General features: G+C 60.8%; 17 protein-coding genes. 7 read left to right on the top strand and 10 right to left on the bottom strand.

Going from position 1 to position 17,812, the window contains the following annotated elements; genetic code table 11:
- Positions 1-13 precede the first annotated feature (13 nt).
- Positions 14-1,039: a type I glyceraldehyde-3-phosphate dehydrogenase gene (gap, locus tag SynA1825c_RS00140; protein ID WP_186469769.1), complete on the bottom strand. Its 1,026-nt coding sequence runs from the start codon at positions 1,037-1,039 to the stop codon at positions 14-16.
- 173 nt (positions 1,040-1,212) lie between these two features.
- Between gap and murC the strand changes: the two genes are divergently transcribed.
- Genes murC through SynA1825c_RS00125 form a run of 3 tightly spaced genes read left to right on the top strand, consistent with a single transcriptional unit; the run spans position 1,213 to position 3,938 of the window.
- Positions 1,213-2,664, top strand: coding sequence for a UDP-N-acetylmuramate--L-alanine ligase (gene murC, locus SynA1825c_RS00135; protein WP_186469768.1), 1,452 nt, complete (start codon positions 1,213-1,215; stop codon positions 2,662-2,664).
- On the top strand, positions 2,640-3,572 hold the full coding sequence (gene murB, locus SynA1825c_RS00130) for a UDP-N-acetylmuramate dehydrogenase (RefSeq protein WP_186469767.1): 933 nt from the start codon (positions 2,640-2,642) through the stop codon (positions 3,570-3,572). The genes murC and murB overlap by 25 nt, the downstream gene beginning before the upstream one ends.
- Before the next feature lie 24 nt (positions 3,573-3,596).
- Positions 3,597-3,938 (top strand): YbaB/EbfC family nucleoid-associated protein, encoded by a 342-nt coding sequence (locus tag SynA1825c_RS00125; RefSeq protein WP_186469766.1) that lies wholly within the window; start codon positions 3,597-3,599, stop codon positions 3,936-3,938.
- On the opposite strand, the gene rsgA is transcribed toward SynA1825c_RS00125, so the two are convergent.
- Genes rsgA through grpE form a run of 4 tightly spaced genes read right to left on the bottom strand, consistent with a single transcriptional unit; the run spans position 3,913 to position 6,957 of the window.
- Complete coding sequence (rsgA, locus tag SynA1825c_RS00120) at positions 3,913-4,794, bottom strand: ribosome small subunit-dependent GTPase A (RefSeq protein WP_186470905.1); 882 nt, start codon at positions 4,792-4,794, stop codon at positions 3,913-3,915. The genes SynA1825c_RS00125 and rsgA overlap by 26 nt on opposite strands.
- 19 nt (positions 4,795-4,813) lie before the next feature.
- Positions 4,814-5,056, bottom strand: coding sequence for a sulfurtransferase TusA family protein (locus tag SynA1825c_RS00115; RefSeq protein ID WP_186469765.1), 243 nt, complete (start codon positions 5,054-5,056; stop codon positions 4,814-4,816).
- 2 nt (positions 5,057-5,058) lie between these two features.
- On the bottom strand, positions 5,059-6,189 hold the full coding sequence (gene dnaJ / locus SynA1825c_RS00110; protein ID WP_186469764.1) for a molecular chaperone DnaJ: 1,131 nt from the start codon (positions 6,187-6,189) through the stop codon (positions 5,059-5,061).
- Between the two features lie 42 nt (positions 6,190-6,231).
- Positions 6,232-6,957, bottom strand: coding sequence for a nucleotide exchange factor GrpE (gene grpE / locus SynA1825c_RS00105; RefSeq protein WP_186470904.1), 726 nt, complete (start codon positions 6,955-6,957; stop codon positions 6,232-6,234).
- Between the two features lie 202 nt (positions 6,958-7,159).
- Between grpE and SynA1825c_RS00100 the strand changes: the two genes are divergently transcribed.
- Genes SynA1825c_RS00100 through SynA1825c_RS00090 form a run of 3 tightly spaced genes read left to right on the top strand, consistent with a single transcriptional unit; the run spans position 7,160 to position 11,353 of the window.
- Positions 7,160-8,833: a GspE/PulE family protein gene (locus tag SynA1825c_RS00100; protein WP_370593811.1), complete on the top strand. Its 1,674-nt coding sequence runs from the start codon at positions 7,160-7,162 to the stop codon at positions 8,831-8,833.
- Positions 8,834-8,843: 10 nt separating this feature from the next.
- Positions 8,844-9,920, top strand: a complete 1,077-nt coding sequence (locus SynA1825c_RS00095) for a type IV pilus twitching motility protein PilT (protein WP_186469762.1) — start codon at positions 8,844-8,846, stop codon at positions 9,918-9,920.
- A 2-nt stretch (positions 9,921-9,922) separates the two neighbouring features.
- Positions 9,923-11,353, top strand: a complete 1,431-nt coding sequence (locus SynA1825c_RS00090; RefSeq protein WP_255478407.1) for a type II secretion system F family protein — start codon at positions 9,923-9,925, stop codon at positions 11,351-11,353.
- A gap of 10 nt (positions 11,354-11,363) precedes the next feature.
- Here the strand turns inward: SynA1825c_RS00090 and SynA1825c_RS00085 are convergent, their stop codons facing one another.
- Both SynA1825c_RS00085 and msrB read right to left on the bottom strand, forming a co-directional pair.
- The gene (locus tag SynA1825c_RS00085) at positions 11,364-12,554 is read right to left on the bottom strand and encodes an NAD(P)/FAD-dependent oxidoreductase (RefSeq protein WP_370593760.1); all 1,191 of its coding nucleotides are present in this window, start codon (positions 12,552-12,554) and stop codon (positions 11,364-11,366) included.
- A 34-nt stretch (positions 12,555-12,588) separates the two neighbouring features.
- A complete protein-coding gene (gene msrB / locus SynA1825c_RS00080; RefSeq protein ID WP_186469760.1) occupies positions 12,589-13,098 on the bottom strand; it encodes a peptide-methionine (R)-S-oxide reductase MsrB in 510 nt (169 codons plus the stop codon).
- Positions 13,099-13,167: 69 nt separating this feature from the next.
- Here msrB and dusA point away from each other — a divergent pair, with 69 nt between their 5' ends.
- The gene (gene dusA, locus SynA1825c_RS00075) at positions 13,168-14,172 is read left to right on the top strand and encodes a tRNA dihydrouridine(20/20a) synthase DusA (RefSeq protein WP_186469759.1); all 1,005 of its coding nucleotides are present in this window, start codon (positions 13,168-13,170) and stop codon (positions 14,170-14,172) included.
- Positions 14,173-14,190: 18 nt separating this feature from the next.
- Here the strand turns inward: dusA and SynA1825c_RS00070 are convergent, their stop codons facing one another.
- The 3 genes from SynA1825c_RS00070 to SynA1825c_RS00060 all read right to left on the bottom strand — a co-directional run bounded on the left by SynA1825c_RS00070 (position 14,191) and on the right by SynA1825c_RS00060 (position 17,762).
- Entirely contained in the window at positions 14,191-14,787 is a 597-nt protein-coding gene (locus tag SynA1825c_RS00070; RefSeq protein ID WP_186470902.1) for an RNA-binding protein, read from the bottom strand.
- 120 nt (positions 14,788-14,907) lie between these two features.
- Complete coding sequence (gene argH / locus SynA1825c_RS00065; RefSeq protein WP_186469758.1) at positions 14,908-16,320, bottom strand: argininosuccinate lyase; 1,413 nt, start codon at positions 16,318-16,320, stop codon at positions 14,908-14,910.
- Positions 16,321-16,352: 32 nt separating this feature from the next.
- Entirely contained in the window at positions 16,353-17,762 is a 1,410-nt protein-coding gene (locus tag SynA1825c_RS00060; protein WP_186470901.1) for a PP2C family protein-serine/threonine phosphatase, read from the bottom strand.
- Positions 17,763-17,812: the final 50 nt, after the last annotated feature.

Genomic DNA, 17,812 nt, shown 5'->3' with positions numbered 1-17,812 from the left:
ATTCAGAAAGCGATCACTTCCAGTTTTTGGCGACCACTTCGGCCAAGTCAACCACGCGCTGGCTGTAGCCCCACTCGTTGTCGTACCAAGCGACGATCTTGAAGAAGTTGTCACCCATGGCCAAGGTCAGGTCAGCATCGAAGATGGTCGACTGATTGGTGCCGGCGTAGTCGCTGGAAACCAAAGGCAGATCGCCGTACTTGATGACCTTGCTCATGGCACCATCAGCGGCACCTTTGATGATCGACTTGATCTCGTCAACGGAGGAGGCGCGGGACGATTCGAACACCAGGTCAACGGCGGACACGTTGGGGGTGGGAACGCGCATGGCGATACCGGTGAACTTGCCCTTCACGGCGGGGTACACCAGAGCGACAGCCTGTGCGGCACCGGTCGAGGTGGGCACCATGTTCACGGCTGCCGCGCGAGCACGACGCAGGTCGCGGTGGTTGTTGTCGAGAATCCTCTGGTCTCCGGTGTAGCTGTGGATCGTGGTCATCAGACCGCGGTTGATTCCGATCGACTGGTCGATCACCTTCACCAGAGGAGCCAAGCAGTTCGTGGTGCAGCTGGCGTTACTGAGGATGTCCCAGTCGTCGTGGCTGTACTGGTCTTCATTCACGCCCACCACGAAGGTGCCGACTTTGGGTCCCTTTCCGGGCGCGGTGAGGATCACCTTTTTGGCACCAGCCTGGATGTGCATGCTGGCTTTTTCATCGGTGTTGAACACGCCGGTGGATTCGAGCACCAGATCCACGCCCCACTCCTTCCAAGGGCAGTTGAGGGGGTTGCGGTCAGAAAAGAATTTGACTTCCTTGCCGTTGACGATCATCGAATCGTCGGTGGTCTCGATCTTCACGCTGGGATCGAGCTTGCCCAGAATGGAGTCGTAGGTGAGCAGGTGCGCACTGGTCTTGGGATCGGAGGTAGCGTTCACACCAACGATCTCGATTCCGGTATCGGCACCTCGGCTAATCCAACCCCGCATCACATTGCGACCGATTCGGCCGAATCCATTGATCGCAACGCGCAGGGTCATCGTTAAAGCGGCAGATCCGCAACAGGGTTTGGCCGCCGATCATACAGAAATCGGGGATTTTCTCCTTCTCAACAGGTCTTCGAGGCCTTCCGACAACGCACTAAAGACAATCTGCGCCAGTTAGTGGTCACTCGGAAAAGCTGATTTATCCTGCGTTCTCACGAATTTCTTCTTTGAGCAGACCTCTCGACAGACCGTCGTCGGTACATTTCGTGGGTGCCGGCGGAATCGGCATGTCTGCTCTAGCCCAAATCCTGATGGTGCGTGGTCATCAGGTCAGCGGATCCGATCGACGACTGTCCCCCGCCCTGGAAAGCCTGCAGGCCCAAGGCATGGTGACCTTCAGTTCCCAGATCCCCGAAAATTTCGATGAACTGGATCAACGCGGCATCGCAAACCCCCTGGTGGTGATCAGCAGCGCCATCCCGGACAGCAATCTTGAGCTAATCGAAGCCCGCGCACGCAAATTAACGATCTGGCACCGTTCAGATCTGCTGGCTGCCCTCATCGATCAGCAACCCTCCATTGCTGTGGCCGGCAGCCACGGCAAAACCACCACGAGCACCGTGATCACCTCCCTTCTCCATAGCGCTGGCGAAGATCCCACGGCTGTAATCGGCGGAGTCGTTCCCTGCTACGGCACCAATGGTCATGCAGGATCAGGGCGACTCCTCGTGGCGGAAGCTGATGAATCGGACGGATCCCTGATCAAATTCAACGCCGCTCTAGGCGTGATTACCAATCTTGAGCTGGATCACACCGATCACTACCGGGATCTGGATGACCTGATCACCACCATGCGTCGCTTCGGATCCGGATGCGGCCGCCTACTTGCCAACCAGGACGATCCAATCCTGAGTGAACACTTCCAGGCGGATGCCTGGTGGTCCGTGCAACGCAGCGACAACGTGGACTTCGCCGCCCTGCCCGTCAGCCTTGAAGGCGATTGCACTATTGCCGACCTTTATGAACAAGGTGTTCAGGTCGGGCGAATCACCCTCCCCCTGCCAGGTCTCCACAACCTGAGTAATGCCGTCGGTGCCATCGCAGCCTGCCGCATGGAAGGCATTCCACTGGACCAACTGATTCAGAACCTTGACCAGCTCAAATCACCAGGACGTCGCTTCGATTTCAGAGGCGACTGGGAAGGGCGGTTGATCGTTGACGACTACGCGCATCACCCCAGTGAAGTAGCTGCAACTCTCGCCATGGCTGATCTGATGGTGTCAAGCGGGCGCAGCCCCTTGCCACGGGCTCCACGACGGCTGATGGCCGTATTTCAACCCCATCGATTCAGTCGGACACGCGAATTTCAGCAGGACTTTGCTCAGGCCCTCAGCAGCGCCGACCTTGTGGTGTTGGCTCCCGTATTTTCAGCTGGCGAGTCGGCTATTGCTGGTGTGACCAGCGACGCGCTGGCCCGCTGCATGCAGCAGCTCCGATCCGACCAGATCATTCATGTGGCCAGCACGATGGATCAAGTTACAGAGCTGGTGCGTGACCACAGCAAAACCGATGATCTGGTGCTGGTCATGGGGGCCGGCGATGTGAACAGCCTCTGGTCGCGGTTGTCTGCCAACTCAGCGCAAGGCCAAGCGTCATGTCAGTCAGCAGTCGCGAGCTGAAGACACTCAAGAGCAACGGCGTCCTGCAAAAGCAGGTCTCGCTGGCGGGCTACACAACCTGGCGTGTGGGCGGGCCGGCCGAATGGCTAGCCGAACCCAACGACCCGGATCAGATTGCTGCGCTGCTGCACTGGGCAGCGGATGCTGACCTCCCCGTTCGTGTGATTGGGGCCGGTTCCAATCTGCTGATTGCCGATGCAGGACTTCCCGGCCTGACGCTTTGTCTGCGTCGACTACAGGGCTCCGATGTGAATGCCATCACTGGCCGGATTCGGGCCTTGAGCGGAGAAGCGATCCCAACGCTGGCGCGACACGCCGCCAAGCAGGGTCTCCAGGGCCTCGAGTGGGCTGTGGGCATTCCCGGCACCGTGGGTGGTGCGGCCGTGATGAATGCCGGAGCCCAAGGTGGTTGCATCGCTGAGCATCTCCTCAGCGTGGATGTCATCGACCTCAACGCTGAGGACATGGCAATCAGACGGATCGAGCGGGATGCCCTGGATTACGCGTATCGCCACAGCGCTCTGCAGCAGAAGACCACTGTGGTGGTCGCCGCTGACTTCCAGCTGGAGCCTGGGCACGACCCTGCTGAACTGCAACGGCGCACCAGCGGCAATCTCAGCCACCGCACCAGCACGCAGCCTTACAAACAGCCCAGCTGCGGCAGTGTGTTTCGCAACCCCGAACCGGAAAAAGCAGGTCGACTGATCGAAGGGCTGGGGCTGAAAGGACGACGTATCGGTGGCGCCCAGGTGTCGGAAATGCATGCCAACTTCATTGTGAACACCGGTGCAGCACGGGCTGATGACATCCGTCGCTTAATCCATTTGGTGCAGCAGGAAGTCGCCAATGCCCATGGCATCGAACTGCATCCGGAAGTGAAACGACTGGGATTCGAGTCGGCGGCCTAATCTTCCGATTCCTTCAGCGATTCCATGGCCGGTTTCGGACTTCCCAATTTCGGACAGCTCACCGAAGCCTTCCGCAAGGCGCAGCAGATCCAGCAAGACGCCCAGAAACTGCAGGAGGAGCTTGATGCCATGGAAATCGAGGGCAGCAGCGCTGACGGTCGGGCCAGCATCTGGCTTTCGGGCAACCAACAGCCCCTGCGCGTGAAACTGGATCCCAGCCTGCTGAGTGAGGGGCAAGAGGCCACGGAAGCCGCGACTCTTGAAGCTCTGCAGGCAGCGTACGAGAGCTCCACCGGCACGATGAAGGAACGGATGCAGGAGCTCACCGGTGGTCTCGACCTCAACCTCCCCGGGATGGGCGGCTGAGTCCCAGCAACTCCTCCACCGCGCGTCGGTACATCGGATAGCGCTCCCAGTCGCGTGTGACGCCGCATCCAGGTTCATCCCGGTGCAGGCAGTCGCGGAAGCGACAGGGATGTTGCTCGAGCTGAGCCCTCAGCTCGGGAAACAGCACTTCGAGGTTGCGCACATCATCCGGCAGTTCCGGACGATTGAACCCGGGTGTGTCCGCCACTCGAGCCCCGGGGGCAATGGCATGCAACTCCACATGTCGAGTGGTGTGGCGACCGCGCTGAAGCCGGCCGGAAACAGCGCCCACCCTCAGGGTGAGACCCGGCAACAGGCCATTGAGCAATGAACTCTTGCCCACCCCGGACGGTCCACAAAGCACGGAAATCGGTGCCGAGGCGAGCTGCACCCGCAAAGCCTCCAGCCCCATCCCCGATTGGGTGGACACCAACAGAGGCTCATATCCCCAGCCCTGCAGCCTCCGTTTCAACTGATCCAGCTCCTCCGGCTCCAGCAGATCGCACTTGGTGAGCACCAGCAGCACCTGCAAGCCTGTCTGTTCGGCCGTCAGTAGAAACCGGCTGACCTGATCAGGATCGAAAGCGGGTTGTTCCACCGCCACCGCCACCAACACACAGGTTGCGTTAGCAACAGGCGGACGGGTGAGAAAGCTGCTGCGAGGCTCCACGGCGGCCACCACAGCTCGAGCGTGATCCTGATCGATGGCCTCCACCCTCACGCGATCTCCCACGTGCACAGCTGCGCCTCGATGGTTCAGCCGCGTTCGACGCGTGCACAACAGACGGGAGGGAACGCCCTGTGGTGGTGCCTCCAGCTCCACCTCCAGATAGTTGGCCTGAAGCGCCACAACCATGCCTGACTGAAGCTGGCGATCACTCACAAGAACAGATCACCATCAGCCGCACCCTCGCCTCCGCGATGGGCTGCACCTCCACCTGATGACCATCGCGGCGCAGACCGGGAACCACCATCTCTTCGGGCTCACCCGGATCCAGATCCACCTGCAGGATCTGGCCAGCAGTCATGGACTCGAGCGTGAGTCGACAGCGAATGAAATTGAGCGGACAGGGCGTCCCACACAGATCGAGCTGTCGGTCCGGGAGACGCTCCGTCATGGTCAACGCTGTCCGAACAGGCGTGCGAACAGGCCACTCTTGTGATGGTGATGTTGCTCACCACGCGCAGAGTGATGACCGGCCAGCTCCTCGAGCAGACCGCGCTCTTCATCGTTCAGCCGTGTGGGCAGCTTCACGTTGACAGTGATGCGCTGATTGCCCCGTGCCACTGGGTTACCCAGCTTGGGAATGCCCTTGTTCTCCAGGGTGAGCACAGCATTGGGCTGCGTACCGGCAGGGATCTCAAGGCTGGTGGGCCCATCCACCGTGTCCACCTCAATGGTGTCGCCCAAGATCGCTTGGAGATAACTGACCTTCACCTCCGAGTTGACCGTGAGGCCATCCCGCTTCAGCGAAGGATGCGGTTTGACCGTGATAAACACGTAGAGATCGCCGGAAGGACCTCCCCGGAGACCGGCATTGCCCTCACCTGCCACCCGGAGCCGGGTGCCGGTGTCGACACCGGCAGGGATGTTAATGCGCAGTTTCTTACGCACCTGGGTCACGCCCTGACCGCCGCAGGCGTTGCACGGATCAGCAATCACCTGACCACTGCCGTTGCAGGTGGGACATTCGGCGACCTGCGTGAAACTGCCGAAAGGCGTACGCGTCGCGCGACGGACCTGACCGACACCGCCACAGGTGGTGCAGGTGGTGGGACCGCTGCCGCTCTTGGCACCACTGCCACCGCAGGTGGTGCATGTTTCTAAGTGAGGTACACGGATCTCCCTCTCCTGACCAAACACCGCCTGGTCGAAATCGATCGTGAGGTCGTAGCGCAGGTCGTCGCCCTGCTGGGGACCGCGGCGCCGCTGCTGACGTCCACCCCCAGCTGCACCGCCAAACCCACTGAAGAAGGTTTCAAAGATGTCGGCGAAACCACCCATGTCGCCCATGTCGGGCATGCCGGCCGCACCGCCAAGACCGGCCTCACCGAATTGGTCATAACGACCGCGGGTCTGAGGATCACTGAGCACCTCGTAGGCACGACCGATCTCCTTAAAGCGGTCCTCTGCGCCAGGCTCCTTGTTGATGTCGGGGTGGTACTGGCGTGCCAGTCGCCGATAGGCGCGTTTGAGGGTATCAGCATCGGCGTCCCTGCTGACGCCGAGCAGCTCGTAATAATCAGCCATCAACTGGTCATCCCGAAGGTCACAGTAAAAGCAGGTGCGGGATCAACCGTTGGCATCACCGACGACCTCCTCGCCGGCAGCGGCATCCTTGGCTGGGTCTTCAGTGGCAGAACCCTGCTGGGGACCGGGACCCATCGACACTTTGACCATGGCGTGACGGAGCACACGGCCGTTGAGGTGGTAGCCGCGCTGCAACTCTTCCATCACCACGTCCTCTCCGTGCTCTTCGCTCGGTTCGCGGAGCACCGCCTCATGGAGGGTGGGGTCAAACTCCTGACCCACCACTCGCATGGGGGCGACCCCGAGCTGCTTGAGCACATCCACCAATTGTTTGTAGAGACCCTGATAACTGCGATGCAGCGCCTGGGCTTCCTCACCCTCGGGATTCAGCTGCTGACGGGCACGCTCGAAGTTGTCCACCACCGGCAGAATTTCACTCAGGGTGCTGCAAGTGAGCTGCACCTTGAGATCGTCCTGATCACGACTCTGACGCTTGCGGAAGTTGTCGAAGTCCGCAGCGATGCGCACGTACTGGCCTCGAAGCACCTCGTGCTCTTCACGCAGGGTGGAGTGTTCGCGTTCCAGCTGTACGAGACGAGCCTCGTTATCGCCAGCTGGAATGGCTGGCTCCGACGCGGCAGCCTCAGGAGACGGAGCCGCATCAACGGTTGCCGCCTCTGTGGACTCAGAGGCCGTCACGCCAGGTTGCTGGTCGTCAGAAACTTCCGTGGACGGATCCTGCGCGGGGGTGGGAGCATCGCCACTCATGCTGACCGGTTGCGAATTCACGTCTAGACATGTTGATAGGTGAGGTAGGCCTCACACAAGCGGGGGAAGCCCGCACCTCCCATGAACTTGATCCGTGATCGACGATCGCCGGCGTCTCGAACTTGAATTGCTGTTGCAGCAGTCGATCCCGGGAAATCTCGGCCATGCCGATGCGCCATCCCTGCTGCAGAGGCTGAAAACCATGGGCTTCAATCCAGCGCGGCATGCCGCGCTGAGCGAACAGCTGACGGCACTGTTAGATCTGCAATCCTCCCCTCATCCAGACCACTCGTTTGGCCAGGCCACCCCTGCACCAACGCTGGCAATCAATGCAAGTGAACCGATCGAGCCTTCACCTGATCCAGACGCGGAAGAGACCACCCCTACGGTGAACAACATGGAGGCCAACACCGGCGCGACGAACACCGGTGCAAACAACACCGTGGCGGAGACCGCCACCTCCTATCTACAGGAGTTCTCCGTGGACGGCGTGCTGGAGCAGGACCCGGAGGAGGCAGCAGCGGAATCAGCCGGTCCGGAGGATCTGGAGTCAAGCCTCAACGATGCGGACCGTTCGCCGGTGATCAACCTGGTGGACCGGATCCTGATGCAGGCCCTTCAACTGGGAGCCAGTGACATTCACGTAGAGCCCCAGCAGGCAGGTCTGCAACTGCGCTTCCGTCAGGACGGTGTGCTGCAAAACCACATTGAACCCCTGCCCAGCCGGCTGATCCCAGCCGTGACCTCCCGCTTCAAAATCATGGCGGACCTGGACATCGCCGAGCGCCGCATCGCCCAGGACGGTCGGATCCGCCGTCGTTTCCAGAACCGCACAGTGGACTTCCGAGTGAACAGCCTGCCCAGCCGGTACGGCGAAAAGATCGTGCTGCGACTACTGGACAGCTCCGCCACCCAGCTGGGTCTCGACAAGCTGATCAGCAACCCGGAGGCACTGGAATTAGTGCGAGCCCTCGGGTCCAAACCGTTCGGAATGATCCTGGTGACCGGTCCGACGGGATCCGGTAAATCCACCACTCTCTATTCGTTGCTGGCGGAACGCAACGAGCCAGGAATCAATATCTCCACGGTTGAAGATCCGATCGAATACACCTTGCCCGGGATCACCCAATGCCAGGTGAACCGAGATAAAGGGTTCGATTTCAGTCAGGCCCTTCGGGCCTTCATGCGTCAGGACCCGGACGTGCTGCTGGTGGGCGAAACCCGCGATCTGGAAACAGCGAAAACAGCCATTGAAGCGGCCCTCACCGGTCATTTGGTCTTGACCACCCTGCATTGCAATGACGCCCCCAGCGCGATTGCTCGTCTGGATGAGATGGGAGTCGAACCATTCATGGTTAGCGCCTCCCTGATCGGGATCGTTTCCCAGCGACTGCTGAGGAGGGTCTGCCCTCATTGCCGCATCGCCTATCGACCGGATCCTGAAGAATTAGCGCGGTTCGGATTGATGGCCAGCCATGAAGCTGACGTGAGCTTTTTCAAGGCCAATCACCAAGACATAGAGGCCAACAACTGCCCTCACTGTCAGGGCAGCGGTTACAAGGGCCGGGTTGGGGTCTACGAGGTGTTGCGCATGAACGAAGAGCTTGCGGCAGCCGTAGCCAAAGGCGCCACCACCGACATGGTGCGGCAACTGGCTCTGGAAAGCGGCATGAAAACCCTGCTGGGGTACAGCCTCGATCTGGTGCGGGAGGGCCACACCACCCTGGAGGAGGTGGGGCGCATGGTGCTCACCGACGCGGGCCTGGAATCGGAACGGCGCGCCCGGGCGCTGAGCTCACTCACCTGCAGTGGATGTGGTGGCGGACTCCAGGAAGGTTGGCTGGAATGCCCTTACTGCCTCACACCACGTCACTGAGAACGGAGCGATGGAGCTGATGATCGAGGACCTGATGCAGGAGCTTGTCGAGGCAGGCGGCAGCGACCTGCACATCGCCAGTGGGCAGCCCCCCTACGGCCGCTTCAGCGGCGAACTGCGTCCGATGCGGGACGAACCTCTGCTGGAGGAGAGCTGCAACCGGCTGATCTTCTCCATGCTCAACAACAGTCAGCGCAAGACACTCGAACAGACGTGGGAACTTGACTGCGCCTACGGACTGAAGGGCGTGGCCCGCTTCCGGGTGAATGTGTACCGTCAGAAGGGAAGCTATGCCGCCTGTCTGAGGGCCCTGGGCAGCAGCATTCCCAGCATCGATCGGCTGAATCTGCCGCCGGTGGTGGTGCAGACCTGCGAACGACCACGGGGCCTGGTGCTGGTGACAGGACCCACGGGCTCGGGAAAGACCACCACCCTGGCGGCGCTGCTCGATCACATCAATCACAGCCGCGCCGAACACATCCTCACCATCGAGGATCCGATCGAGTTCGTGTACAAGAGCGACCGCAGCCTGGTGCATCAGCGGCAGCTCAATGAAGACACGCGCAGCTTCGCCAATGCCCTCCGTGCGGCGTTGCGCGAGGACCCGGACGTGATCCTGGTGGGGGAAATGCGGGATCTGGAAACGATTCAATTGGCGATAAGCGCAGCGGAAACCGGCCACCTGGTGTTCGGCACCCTGCACACCAGTTCGGCCGCGCAGACCGTGGACCGCATGGTGGATGTGTTCCCCCCCGAACAGCAGACCCAGATCCGCGTGCAACTCTCCGGAAGCCTGGTGGCTGTGTTCTCGCAGACCCTCTGTCGCCGCAGCAACCCAGCTCCAGGCCAGTTCGGGCGGGTGATGGCCCAGGAAATCCTGATCAACACCGCCGCCACAGCCAACCTGATCCGCGAAGGCAAAACCGCACAGCTGTATTCCCAGATCCAGACCGGAGGAGAACTGGGTATGCAGACCCTGGAGAAAGCTCTGGCTGATCTAGTGAAACGCAAGCAGATCGCCAAGGCGGAAGCCATGGCCAAGGCCTCGAAACCCGGGGAATTGGAACGTCTGATCCAAGAGCCCTAACGATGGGTCAGTTTCGGGCGACTTACCTGAACCGAAAGGGCGAACGCCTCAGCATCACGCTGAAAGCTAATGACAGCGCCAGCGTCCGTCAGCAGCTGCGGAAGCGAGGGTTCAAACCGATTCAGGTCGAATCCTGCCACCAACAAGCCGACGCACCAGGGCAACGCACCCGACGATTTGAAGCCCGCTGTCTGACGAGCCGTGGCAGGTCGCGCACCGTCACCTTGAACGCCTCCTCTGCGGACGACGCGCGCAAGCAATTGCGCAAGAGCGGTCTGCGACTTCAGGAGATCCAACTCGTCACCGACAACAACGGCGTTGACCCCGACGACAAAAGGAAGGAGCGTCAGACCAAGAGCAATCTGCTGCAATCACTGGAGGAAGCGCTCCAGAAGCCGCCAGGAGTAAAGGACAAAGCCGTGTGGGCCAGCAAGCTGGCCGCGCTGGTGGATGCGGGCGTGCCGATCGTGCGCAGCCTGGATCTGATGGCCACGCAGCAGAAGCTGCCGATGTTCAAGAAGGCGCTAACGGCCGTGGGGCTTGAGGTGAACCAAGGCACTGCCATGGGCGCAGCCATGCGGCAGTGGCCCAAGGTGTTCGACCAGCTCACGGTGGCCATGGTGGAAGCAGGGGAAGCCGGTGGTGTGCTCGACGAATCGCTCAAGCGACTGGCCAAGTTGCTAGAAGACAACGCCCGTCTGCAGAACCAGATCAAAGGCGCTCTGGGCTATCCCGTGGCGGTGCTGGTGATCGCCATCCTGGTGTTCCTGGGGATGACGATCTTTTTGATTCCCACCTTCGCAGGCATCTTCGAAGATCTGGGCGCCGAACTACCCCTGTTCACCCAGCTGATGGTGGACCTGAGCGAGCTGCTGCGCTCCTCGGTAGCGCTGGTGTTTGCCGGAGCCCTGCTGGTGATGGTGTGGATGTTCAGCCGCTATTACGCCACCCATAAGGGTCGCAGGGTTGTGGACCGATTCATGCTGAAGCTCCCCCTGTTCGGGGACCTGATCATGAAAACGGCGACAGCCCAGTTCTGTCGGATCTTCAGCTCACTAACCCGCGCAGGTGTGCCGATCTTGATGTCACTGGAGATCTCCAGTGAAACCGCCGGAAACTCAATCATTTCCGACGCCATTCTCGACTCCCGCAGCCTGGTGCAGGAGGGGGTGCTGCTGAGCACGGCACTGACGCGACAGAAAGTGCTGCCCGATATGGCCTTGAGCATGCTCTCGATCGGCGAGGAAACCGGCGAGATGGACCAGATGCTCAGCAAGGTGGCCGACTTCTACGAGGACGAAGTCTCCGCAACGGTGAAAGCGCTTACCTCCATGCTCGAGCCAGCGATGATCGTCGTGGTGGGCGGCATCGTGGGCTCCATCCTTCTGGCGATGTATCTGCCGATGTTCACCGTGTTTGATCAGATCCAGTGAAAGTTGATCGTCACTGCAAAGTCGCCGCTATGGCCTGACCTGCCAGCCAGCCGCCGCTCCAGCAGGCCTGGAAATTGAATCCGCCAGTCACACCATCGACATCCAGGAGTTCACCGGCCAGAAAAAGACCAGGGCAACGCCGGCTTTCCATGGTGGCCAGGTTCACCTCACCCAGGTCCACGCCACCCGCGGTGACGAACTCCTCTCCAAACGGCCCCCTGCCTCGAATGGACAGACACTGGGCGCAAAGGATCTCTAGCAATTGACGCTCCGCCTTCAGAGGCAGATCCGCCCAGCGCCGATCTCCCTCCACGCCGGCCATCAGCAGAAACGCCTGCCACAACCGACGCGGCAGATGCTCCATGGGCTTGGCGGCCGCGAGGGTGCGCCTGGCCTGTTCCTGACGCCACTGCTGCAACCGCTGCTCAACTCCTTGACGGCCCAGACCTGCGCTCCAATCCACTTTGAGCTCACCTTGGTAATGGCTTGCATGCAGCGCCCGCGCTGCAAAAGCAGACAGCCGCAACGTGGCCGGGCCACTCAATCCTCGATGGGTAATCAGCACCCTCCCGGTCTGGCGGAAACGCTGATGGCCGAGTTTGAGATCGAGACTCACGTCATCCATAGCGATGCCGCTGCATGCCACCAGTGGCTTCGCCTGCAGCGACAGGCTGAACAGTGACGGCACTGGAGGAACCACCCGATGACCCAGGGCCTCAGCGATCCTGCGACCGCTGGGATGGCCGCCGGTGGCCAGCATCAACTGGCGCGCCCGCAAGGGGCTCTCCAGGCCGCGGCCCACCAACTCGAATCCCCCATCCAGTTGGGACTGCACCTGCTGGACCATGGCCCGCGTACGCAGCTGCACGCCAGCCGCCCTGGCAGCATTCTGAAGGCACTGAATCACCGCCTCAGAACGATTGTGCTGCGGAAACATCCGGCCGTCGGGCTCTTCCACAAGGGTGAGACCCCGCTCATCAAACCAGGTGATCGCATCACCGCAGGCGAAGCGACTGAAGGGACCGCGGAGCGGCCGGCTGCCACGCGGGTAATGGGTGGCCAGCTCACGTGGATCCCAGCAGGCATGCGTGACGTTGCAGCGGCCACCACCACTGATGCGCACCTTCTGAAGCGGCTCAGGCGTTCCTTCCAGAATCAACACCCGAGACAGCCCCTGCTCTGCGGCGGTGATCGCTGCCATGTAACCGGCAGGACCACCCCCAACGACGATCAGATCAAACGGGCTGGAAACGCAGAGCGACGCCGTTGTTGCAGTAGCGCTTGCCTGTGGGCCTTGGGCCGTCATTGAACACATGACCCTGGTGACCGCCGCAGCGGCTGCAGTGGTATTCCGTGCGCGGAATAATCAGTTTGAAATCTACTTTCGTAGCGATCGCCCCGGGCAACGGTTCAAAGAAGCTGGGCCAACCGGTGCCACTGTCGAATTTCGCCTTGGATGAAAACAAGGGCTGATCACAACCGGCACAGTGATAGGTGCCATTGCGCTTCTCGTTGTTGAGGGGGCTCGTGAAAGGTGGCTCTGTACCTTCCCGGCGAAGCACGGAATACGACTCCGGAGACAGACGTTGTTTCCATTGCGCATCCGAGAGATCCCAGGCTGAATCGGAGGCCTTCGACGCTGCCAGCACCTGCTCGGGTGCGCGGAACACTCCAAACACCCCTGCCGCTGATGCCATCAACAGCGATCGTCTGCTCAGCAGCCAGTGATCAAAGGTGGGTGTCATGAGCTGAAGCATTTCGTTCGTGGAACCGTTCTAAACAAATCAGATCCAAGGGCCAGGCAGCATGGAGGGATGGATCCCCTCACCAGAGTTAATCGGGAACCTCCCTGGCGTTTCAGCATCGCGCCGATGCTGGATTGCACAGACCGCCATTTCCGCCAGATCATGCGGCAAATCAGCCGCAGAGCCTTGCTTTACAGCGAGATGGTGGTGGCCCAGGCCCTGCATCACAGCAACCGCCGCGAGCGACTGCTGGGTTTCGATGCGGAGGAACACCCGATCGCACTGCAAGTGGGCGGTGACGATCCGGCCCTGCTGGCAGAAGCCACCCGCATGGCTGCGGACTGGGGCTACGACGAAATCAACCTCAATGTGGGTTGCCCGAGCCCGCGGGTGCAGGCCGGCAACTTCGGCGCTTGCCTAATGGCCGAACCGGATCGCGTGGCCCGCTGCGTGGAAGCGATGGTGAGCGCCAGCAACCTTCCGGTCACGGTGAAACATCGGGTGGGGATCGATGATCTCGACAGCGACAGCCTATTAACCGCCTTTGTGGATCAAGTGGCAGCAGCTGGAGCAACACGGTTCAGTGTGCACGCCAGAAAAGCCTGGCTGGAAGGACTGGATCCCAAACAGAACCGCACCATCCCTCCGCTTCAGCACGATCGGGTCATCGCGCTCAAACAACGCCGACCCCAGCTGTTGATCGAACTGAATGGCGGTCTCGACACCCCCGAAGAGTGTCTGAACGCTCTTGACCACTGTGATGGCGCGATGGTGGGCCGGGCGGCCTATGCCCATCCCCTGCGTTGGGCGAGCATGGATGCCCTGATTTTCGGCGATGCGCCCCGACCCATGAAGGCGTCGCAGGTGCTGATGGGGCTGATGCCCCACGCCGAACGTCACCTGGAACGCGGCGGTCGTCTCTGGGACCTCTGCCGCCATCTGGTGCAACTGGTGGAAGGGGTACCGGGTGCGCGTTACTGGCGCAGGGACCTGGGCCAGAAAGCTCAGCGCCCGGGTGCCAATCTCTATGTGCTGGAACAAGCCACCCAGCAGCTGATCGATGCCGGGCTCTAAAGCTGAGCTCTGGCGAACTCAGCCTTCAGCGCCGCCGTAACCGCCGTAGTCACCGCCACTGTAAGAGGAACCACCGCTATCAGGCTGGGAGGCACCACCACGACGACGACGGCTGCGGCCATCATCTGCAGCGCTATAACCCTCGCCGCCGCCATAGGGGGAGCTGGACTGATCTCCGCCACCGCCGTAGCCACCACCGCTGGAACCGCCGCCGTAGCTGCGGTCCTCCCAACCACGGGCTCCTGAGCGACGGTCACCACCGCCGCCTCCATAGCCACCGCCACCGCCGTAGCCGCCGCCACCGCCGCCGCCGCCGCGATAACCACCACCACCGCCGCCTCCATAGCCACCGCCACCTCGACGCGGTGCGCTGCCACGCGGCTCAGCCTTGTTGATGCGCAAGGGTCGGCCCATCAGCTCAACACCTTGAAGGGCGTCGATTGCCGCGGCCTCCGCCGCTTCATCGACCATTTCCACAAAAGCGAAGCCGCGCTTACGGCCGGTGTCGCGCTCCAAAGGAAGGGCACAGTTTGTGACCTCTCCGTGAGCGGCGAACAGTTCGATGACGTCCTCCTGCTCAGCGCGGAAGGGCAGATTGCCGACAAAAATGCTCACTTGACTGCTGGACCTGACGAGAAAGGGACCCAAGGGATCAGACAAGCCATTGGTTCAAGGTCCGGTGAGGGAGCATTGGTCCTCTGGCAGTTTCAGCGTAGTCCCGTTATCACAAAATGATCACTGCGCGGTAAAGCCGAGACGTTCGCTCCACAGAGCCAACTGTTCCTCCACCCGCTTGAAGCCTGTTCCGCCTTCACTGGTGCGTGCAGCCACCACCTGACGTGGGGCAAGCGCCTCATAGAGATCGACCTCGATCGCAGGGTGGAACTGCTGCCATCGCTCGAGGCTCAAGTCACGCAGGAGCAAGCCTTCACTCAAACATTGCTTCACCACAGCACCGACGATCTGATAGGCCTCCCGGAACGGCACCTGACGCGCGACCAGGTAGTCGGCCACATCCGTGGCATTGGAGAAATCAGAGCCCACCGCAGCCTCAAGCCGATCCGGACGAAAGCTCAAACCTTCCTCAATGAGGATCGTCATCGCCTCCAAACACTGCTTGGTCGTGGAGACCACATCAAACAGGGCTTCCTTGTCTTCCTGAAAATCCTTGTTGTAGGCCAGAGGCAGACCCTTGATCATCGTGAGCAACCCCTGCAGATGCCCGAACACGCGGCCGCATTTGCCGCGCACCAGCTCAGGCACATCCGGATTTTTCTTCTGAGGCATCAAGCTGCTGCCCGTGGCACACCGGTCCGTCAACCACACAAACCCGCACTCCTCTGAAGCCCAGAAGATCACCTCTTCGGCCAGACGACTGAGATGCACCATCAGCAGTGATGCAGCTGCAGAAAACTCAACCGTGAAGTCGCGATCACTCACCGCATCGAGACTGTTGGCGTAAATCCCATCAAATCCAAGTGCCTGAGCGGTGCTTCGCCGATCGATTGGCACCGGCGTTCCGGCCAAAGCCGCCGCTCCAAGGGGAGACCAATTCACGCGTTTGCGGACGTCCTGAAGCCGCTGGCGATCACGCTCGAGCATCTCCACATAGGCAAGGAGGTGATGCGCCAGACAGACCGGCTGAGCCCGTTGCAAATGGGTATAACCAGGAATCAAAGTGGAGCGGTGGTCGCTGGCCTGCTTCAGCAAGGCGGTCTGAAAGCCTTGAATCTGCGGATCCAGTTCATCAAGCCGACGGCGCAGCCACAGGCGCAGATCGGTGCCGACCTGATCGTTGCGGCTGCGACCCGTGTGCAATTTCTTGCCCACTGGACCCAGTAGAGCGATCAGCTTGCGCTCCACTGCAAAGTGAACGTCTTCGTCTTCAAGCCCTGGCTGGAAACGTCCGGCTTCTGCCTCAGCACGGATCTGCTCCAGACCAGTGCAAAGCAGCTCTGCCTCATCAGAGGCAATCACACCGCAATTGGCCAGCATGCGGGCATGGGCGATCGATCCGTCGAGGTCCTCTTGAAGCAGGGTGATATCGAAACCGATCGAGGCATTGAATCGCTCGATCGCCGGATGCAGACCTTGTTCGAAACGATCACTCCAGGTGGCGGAGCCTCCGCCCGTCACTCCACCCGCCATCTCCGGTCCTCATCACAGATCTACTCAGCTTGTCAGGCCGAAGTCCTAGGAACAGACGGCAGCATCACCTCCTCACGCACCTTGAGAACAACCATCGAAGCGTCATCTTCTAACTGACGATCTGGGCCAACAAAACGGTCCAAGCGACTAAACAACTGATCAAGAATGCCCTGCGACCCCGTTCCAGAGCGGCAGGCCGACTCCAAGCAGCGGATCAGACGGTCCTCATCGAAACGATCACCAGTGATGCCGGGAGCCTCAGTGACCCCATCGGTGTAATAAAGCAGGACGTCGCCGGGTTCCAGCACCGTGGAACCAACGCCATACTCCGCATCCGGCTGAAGACCAATCAGCAGACCCGGTGCATCGAGTCGGCTTACGGAGCGTTGTTGAGACCTCCAAATCAGGGGTGGGTTGTGGGCAGCATTGGCAAAACGCAGTCGACGCGAGCGCGGATCGAAATCTGAATAAAACAGCGTCACGAACCGGTGGGACTGAGACAGATCCTCGAGGGCCAGCTGATTAAGGTCATGCAAAATCCGATCCGGTGGCAAGCCACTGAGCACCTCAGCGCGCAACATTCCGCGCAGCATGGTCATTAACAGACCAGCGGGGACTCCTTTCCCCATCACATCGCCCATCACCAAAGCCCAACGACCGCGCTCTCGACGGCGACCGATCAACTCTGGCCGTGTGGGAATGAAGTCGTAGTAGTCACCACCCACCTGAAAAGCAGGTCGGCAGCGGGCCGCCAATTCCACGCCCTCGATCACCGGACAGTGATCCGGCAGCAGCTGAGCCTGGATTTCTGCACCAATGCTCAGCTGCCGATCGACACGCTCATGCAGGCGTGCTTCCTGAAGCATCAGGTCGTTCTCAATCGCCACACCGGCGAGATCCGCCACGAGCTGCACATGGCGACGATGCACATCCGTCCAGATCAGTGATCCGGAGGGATTGAACACATAAAGACGTCCGCGCTGACGACCGCGGGCCACCAGTGACGTGGCAAACACACCGGCCGATCCGAGCTGACGCTGCACCAGGCGATCCATGCCCAGCACCAGGGCATCATCAGAACCAAAGCCAGATGATCGTCCGGGTTCGTGCTTGTTCAGAGCCTGAAGCACGGGTTCCGAACGAGCGGTCGTCAGAATCTGCAGTTGTTCGTTCCACAGGCGTCCATCGGCATGAAAAGGCACGAGCAGTGCCCCCTCCACACCCACCAGACGGGCTGCCACCACTGGAACGAGCTCCAGAAAGCGGTTGAGGTTGGTGAAACTGCGCAGAGCGAAGCCCAGCGACACAAGCAGTTCCTGATTGGAACGTTGCTCTTTCGAGAGGCTGTCGAGCAACTGACGCAACGAAGCGGTTGCCGAGGTGGACGGCAAAAACTGCCGGATCGGGGAAGCTGGATGGCGCCTTGATGGATTGCTGCTCACGGCAACCCCGGGCAGAACCCGCAAGGTAGCAAGTCCGCGCTGAGAAAACC

Origin of the sequence: Synechococcus sp. A18-25c (genome assembly GCF_014280035.1) — a bacterium.
GTDB lineage: Bacteria > Cyanobacteriota > Cyanobacteriia > PCC-6307 > Cyanobiaceae > Synechococcus_C.
Note: the sequence above shows the minus strand (reverse complement) of the source record. Positions and strands in the feature narration are given on the sequence as shown.

Excerpts from the sequence above, each read along its gene's own strand:
- argH (WP_186469758.1), bottom strand. The coding sequence starts at position 16,320 with ATGGCGGGTGGAGTGACGGGCGGAGGCTCCGCCACCTGGAGTGATCGT.
- SynA1825c_RS00085 (WP_370593760.1), bottom strand. The coding sequence starts at position 12,554 with ATGGCAGCGATCACCGCCGCAGAGCAGGGGCTGTCTCGGGTGTTGATT.
- msrB (WP_186469760.1), bottom strand. The coding sequence starts at position 13,098 with ATGACACCCACCTTTGATCACTGGCTGCTGAGCAGACGATCGCTGTTG.
- murB (WP_186469767.1), top strand. The coding sequence starts at position 2,640 with ATGTCAGTCAGCAGTCGCGAGCTGAAGACACTCAAGAGCAACGGCGTC.
- SynA1825c_RS00095 (WP_186469762.1), top strand. The coding sequence starts at position 8,844 with ATGGAGCTGATGATCGAGGACCTGATGCAGGAGCTTGTCGAGGCAGGC.
- gap (WP_186469769.1), bottom strand. The coding sequence starts at position 1,039 with ATGACCCTGCGCGTTGCGATCAATGGATTCGGCCGAATCGGTCGCAAT.
- SynA1825c_RS00115 (WP_186469765.1), bottom strand. The coding sequence starts at position 5,056 with ATGACGGAGCGTCTCCCGGACCGACAGCTCGATCTGTGTGGGACGCCC.
- grpE (WP_186470904.1), bottom strand. The coding sequence starts at position 6,957 with ATGAGTGGCGATGCTCCCACCCCCGCGCAGGATCCGTCCACGGAAGTT.
- rsgA (WP_186470905.1), bottom strand. The coding sequence starts at position 4,794 with ATGGTTGTGGCGCTTCAGGCCAACTATCTGGAGGTGGAGCTGGAGGCA.
- SynA1825c_RS00100 (WP_370593811.1), top strand. The coding sequence starts at position 7,160 with ATGGGCTTCAATCCAGCGCGGCATGCCGCGCTGAGCGAACAGCTGACG.
- SynA1825c_RS00090 (WP_255478407.1), top strand. The coding sequence starts at position 9,923 with ATGGGTCAGTTTCGGGCGACTTACCTGAACCGAAAGGGCGAACGCCTC.
- dnaJ (WP_186469764.1), bottom strand. The coding sequence starts at position 6,189 with ATGGCTGATTATTACGAGCTGCTCGGCGTCAGCAGGGACGCCGATGCT.
- SynA1825c_RS00125 (WP_186469766.1), top strand. The coding sequence starts at position 3,597 with ATGGCCGGTTTCGGACTTCCCAATTTCGGACAGCTCACCGAAGCCTTC.
- dusA (WP_186469759.1), top strand. The coding sequence starts at position 13,168 with ATGGATCCCCTCACCAGAGTTAATCGGGAACCTCCCTGGCGTTTCAGC.